We start from the raw sequence: 4798 nt of genomic DNA, 5'->3' as shown, positions 1-4798 counted from the left end.
GTCAGCCACACCCCCAGTTTCATCCCGGCGGGCGCCAGCCCGGCATGACTGGCTATCAGGGGGACGGGGGGAGTGTGGCGACGTCTCCCGCGGCGTTGGTGTTGGCCCGTTACGGTGTGGCGTTGGTGTCGTTGGGCGTCCACCTGGTGAGATTTCACCGTGATTCGCGGGCCATCACGAGGATTGCCCCAGCGTCAACACCCCTACAGGCATGGTGAAGCTCAGGTAATCCTCGTGATGTAGGCGATCGCCGATGATCATCGCCGTCCACAACCCGACAAAGCAGGGTGAAACGGGCACGCCAACGCCGAGGCGTGCCCAGATCCTTCCCCGTCCCCCTGATAGGTGCCCGTTCGCGGCAAGAGAATGGGGCAGCAGGGGGACGGCCAACGTCACGAACGTCGCCTACGGCCACACGCGGGCCGCGGCGGCGAACTCGTCCGGGTCGCTGTGCACCGGGATGACGCACAACAGGTGCCCGCCGGGCGCCCGCAGCGTGTGGCAGCCCTGCCAGCTGCCGACCTCGACGGCGCCGAGGCCGGTCAGCCGGGCCACCTCGGCCGGGACGTCGTCGGTCTCGATGTCGACGTGGTAGCGGGCCGTGTCGTCGACGGACTGCACGGCGGTCACGAGTCCGGGCACGGCGTCGGCCAGCCGGTGGAACTGCGGCTCGCCGGGTGGGCTCTGGCTGGTGGTGCCGAGCGCGGCGGTCCAGAACTCGACGCTCTGCTGGGCCTGATCGGCCGGGGCGTCGATGAGCAGGGTCGAGAGTCGGCTGCGGTGCATGGGCCGTGATCGTACGCGCCGGCCGTTGAATCGGTTCGAGACTTTGTCCAATGAACGTCGGAAGTTCGCCATCCGTGTGCACCAAACTCGGCTCAAGGTGCTGACGTTCTGTCGCCGCGACGCCGGATGTTGCCGAACCGTGACCTCACCGCCGCCGTGGCTCACGGGCGCCTGCCGGACGTCCGGCCGGGACGATCAACGTGCAGCTCAATGCATATATCGCCTGGTATGGGCGGAGTCGTCCAGCCGCGTGCGCGGCCGCGACCGCGCCCGCCGTCGTCTGAGCGTCATCCCCTGGTCACCGGAAGAAACTCGCCCGTAACCCTTGACCGCGAGTGGCCGCCCTTCCTAGTTTGTTGTCCCATCCGACGAACGCCCGTGATGCAGGTCACGCCGGGAGAGGGGGCACCCATGACGGACGCGTCCGCGCCCGCCGACCAGGTGTTCCTGCGCCGGCACAACCTCGCCATGGTCCTGCGCGATCTGCGCGACCACGGGCCGCGCTCGCGGGCCCGCATCGCCGCCGACACCGGCCTCAACAAGGCCACCGTCTCCAGCCTGGTCGCCGAGCTGGCCGAGCTCGGCCTCGTCCGCGACGGCGACGTCGAGCGCGGCGGCGGGGTGGGCCGGCCCGGGCAGACCGTCGAGATCGACGGGCGCATCTGCGGCCTGGGCGCCGAGGTCAACGTCGACTACGTCGCCGTCCTCGTGCTCGACCTGCGCGGCGACGAGCTGCGCTACGTCCGCACCCCGCTGGACGTGCCGCGGCTGGGCGTGGAGAAGACGCTGGACGAGCTGGCCGCCGCCATCGCGGCCGCCGTCGACGACGCCGCGGCCCAGGGGCACGACGTCGCCGGCATCACCGTCGGCATCCCCGGCATGGTCGAGACCGCGCCCGGCGTGCTGCGGCACGCCCCGAACATCGGCTGGCGCGAGGTGCGCATCGCCGACGAGCTGGCGGCCCGGGTGACCGGCCCGGCGACGACCATCCGCGTCGACAACGACGCCAACCTCAGCGCGCTGGCCGAGTACGCCGTCGGCACGTCGGCGGGCACGGCCGACCTCGTCTACGTGACCGGCGAGACCGGCGTCGGCGGCGGCGTCATCTCCGACGGCGTGCTGCTGCGCGGCACCGAGGGCTACGGCGGCGAGATCGGCCACATGCCCATCGGCGACCCCGCGCACCGCTGCGGCTGCGGCAAGCTCGGCTGCTGGGAGGCGTCGGTCGGCCTGGCCGCGCTGCTGCGCGAGGTGGCCGACAAGGACGACCCCGTCACCGACCCGTCCGTCGACCTCGAGGTCCGGCTGGCCGAGATCCGCCGCCGCGCCGCGCTCGGCGACGGCCGGACGCTGCGCGGCATCGAGGCGGTCGGCACCGCGCTCGGCCTCGGCGCGGCCATCCTGGTCAACCTGTTCAACCCGCGGGTGATCGTGCTCGGCGGCTACTTCGCGGCGCTCGGCGAGTTCTTCCTGCCGGCCATGGAGACCGAGCTGGACAAGCGGGTCGTCGCGCCGGCCCGCGGCGGCTGCCGCATCGAGCTGTCCGCGCTGGGCTTCACCGCCGCGTGCCGCGGTGGCGCCCACGTCGCGCTCGAGGCCGTCTTCACCGACCCCGCGGCTGTGGGACTGTCGGCCGCCACCTCGATTCCGTCCCCACTTCCCGGAGGTATGACGTGAGCGACCCGCTGCTGCAGATGCAGGGCATCGTCAAGGTCTTCCCGGGCGTGCGGGCCCTCGACGGCGTCGACCTCGAGGTCCGCGCCGGCGAGGTGCACTGCCTGCTCGGCCAGAACGGCGCCGGCAAGTCCACGCTGATCAAGGTGCTCGCGGGCGCCCACCAGCCCGACGAGGGCGAGATTCGCTGGCAGGGCGAGGCGATCCGGCTCACCACCCCGATGGCGGCGATGAAGCACGGCATCGCGACCATCTACCAGGAGCTCGACCTCGTCGACGGCCTGTCGGTCGCCGAGAACATCTACCTCGGGCACGAGCTGTCCACGGCCGGGTTCGCGCACCGCGGCGACACTCAGAAGGAGGCCGCGGCGCTGCTGGCCCGGCTCGGCCACCCGGAGATCTCGCCGCGGCGCGAGCTCGGCTCGCTCTCGGCCGCGGGCAAGCAGATCGTCAGCATGGCGCGGGCGCTGTCGCACGACGTCAAGCTGATCATCATGGACGAGCCCTCGGCGGTGCTCGACCAGGAGGAGGTCGGCCGGCTGTTCAAGGTCATCCGCGACCTGCAGTCCGATGGCGTCGCCGTCGTCTACATCTCGCACCGGCTCGAGGAGATCCGTGAGATCGGCGACCGGGTCACCGTCCTCAAGGACGGCCGCACGGTCGCCACGGGCCTGCCGGCCCGCGACACCCCGACCCGCGAGCTCACCCGGCTGATGACCGGCCGCGACATCGAGTACGTGTTCCCGCCCCGTGTCTCGCGCGACGGCGACGGCAAGGTCGTCCTCGCGGTCCGCGACCTCTCGTCCGGCCGGGCCTTCAGCGGCGTCGACTTCGACGTCCGCGCAGGCGAGATCGTCGGGCTGGCCGGCCTGGTCGGCTCCGGCCGGTCGGAGATCCTCGAGACCATCTACGGCGCCCGCAAGGCGACGTCCGGGACGGTGACGGTCGACGGGAAGCAGCTGCGGAACGGGCACGTGCGGGCCGCCGTCGGCGCCGGCGTGGGCCTGTGCCCCGAGGAGCGCAAGAGCCAGGGCCTGCTGCTCGACGAGGCCGTCTACCGCAACGTCAGCCTGGCCACCATCGGACGGTTCGCGCGTGGCGGCTTCCTCAACCGCGGCGACGAGAAGCGGGCCGCCAGCGAGCACGTGAAGGCGCTCGACGTCCGCCCCGCCGACGTCGACCGCGCCGTCCGCACCCTGTCGGGCGGGAACCAGCAGAAGGTCGTCCTCGCCAGGTGGCTGCTCCGGGAGTGCCGCGTGCTGCTGCTCGACGAGCCGACCCGAGGGGTCGACGTGGGGGCGCGCAGCGAGATCTACGCGCTCGTCCGCCGGCTCGCCGACGAGGGCGTCGCCGTCGTCCTGGTGAGCAGTGAGGTCCCCGAGGTGCTCGGCCTGGCCGACCGGGTGCTGGTCCTGCGGGACGGGGTCGTCGTGCACACCGGGCCGGCCGACGACATCGACGAGCACCGGGTCCTCGACCTGGTGATGGAAGGGAGCGCAGCGTGAGCGAGCAGACCCCGGCCGCACCGCCGACCACCACACCACCCGCCGACGAGCACCGCCGCATCGAGGCGGCCGCCGCCGAGGAGGGCGAGACCCGGAGCACTTTCGGCCGGTTCATGAGCAGCTCGTTCGGCCGCAACCTCGGCCTCGTGGTCGCGCTGATCGTGCTGTGCATCGTGGGCGTGGCCACCGCCGGCGACCGGTTCGCCAGCACTGACAACCTGTTGACGGTGCTGCGGCTGGCTTCGGTCATCGGCGTCGTCAGCATCGGCATGACGTTCGTGATCATCGGCGGCGGCATCGACCTGTCCGTCGGCGCCATCGTCGCGCTGTCCTCGGTGTGGGCCACCACCCTCGCCACCCAGACGATGGCCGAGGACACCCACTGGATCATCATGGTGTTCACGGCCTGTGCTGTGGGCATCGGCTGCGGGCTGGTCAACGGCGTGTTGATCGCGTACGGAGGCATGGCGCCGTTCATCGTCACGCTGGCGATGCTGGCCGCCGCCCGCGGCCTCGCGGAGATCATCTCCGAGCGGCGCACCCAGATCGTCGACGTCCGGCCGTTCGTCGACTTCTTCAACGGCGACCTCATCGGCATCCCGGTGCTGGTGTGGATCTTCGCGGTGGTCAGCGCGATCGGCTGGGTGCTGCTCAACCGCACCACGTTCGGCCGGCGCACCATCGCCGTCGGCGGCAACCCGACGGCGGCGCGCCTCGCCGGCATCGCGGTCAAGCGGCACACCGTCCTGCTCTACGTCGTGCTGGGCCTGGCCTGCGGCATCGCCGCGGCCATGCTGATGGCGCGGACCACCACCGGCAGTTCCACCCACGGC

4 protein-coding genes are annotated in these 4798 nt (G+C 71.8%); 3 read left to right on the top strand and 1 reads right to left on the bottom strand.

What is annotated here, in order from left to right; translation table 11 throughout:
* Nucleotides 1-405 precede the first annotated feature (405 nt).
* Nucleotides 406-786, bottom strand: a complete 381-nt coding sequence (locus DY240_RS24195; RefSeq protein WP_119662281.1) for a VOC family protein — start codon at nucleotides 784-786, stop codon at nucleotides 406-408.
* A gap of 411 nt (nucleotides 787-1197) precedes the next feature.
* Between DY240_RS24195 and DY240_RS24190 the strand changes: the two genes are divergently transcribed.
* The 3 genes from DY240_RS24190 to DY240_RS24180 all read left to right on the top strand — a co-directional run.
* The gene (locus DY240_RS24190; protein WP_119662280.1) at nucleotides 1198-2463 is read left to right on the top strand and encodes an ROK family transcriptional regulator; all 1266 of its coding nucleotides are present in this window, start codon (nucleotides 1198-1200) and stop codon (nucleotides 2461-2463) included.
* A gap of 17 nt (nucleotides 2464-2480) precedes the next feature.
* Entirely contained in the window at nucleotides 2481-3965 is a 1485-nt protein-coding gene (locus DY240_RS24185; protein WP_119662282.1) for a sugar ABC transporter ATP-binding protein, read from the top strand.
* A partial coding sequence (locus tag DY240_RS24180; RefSeq protein WP_199702298.1) for an ABC transporter permease occupies nucleotides 3962-4798 on the top strand: 837 nt, incomplete at its 3' end. The genes DY240_RS24185 and DY240_RS24180, both read left to right, overlap by 4 nt.

This window comes from Jiangella rhizosphaerae (assembly GCF_003579925.1).
GTDB lineage: Bacteria > Actinomycetota > Actinomycetes > Jiangellales > Jiangellaceae > Jiangella > Jiangella rhizosphaerae.
This window is presented reverse-complemented; position numbering and strand designations above follow the sequence as displayed.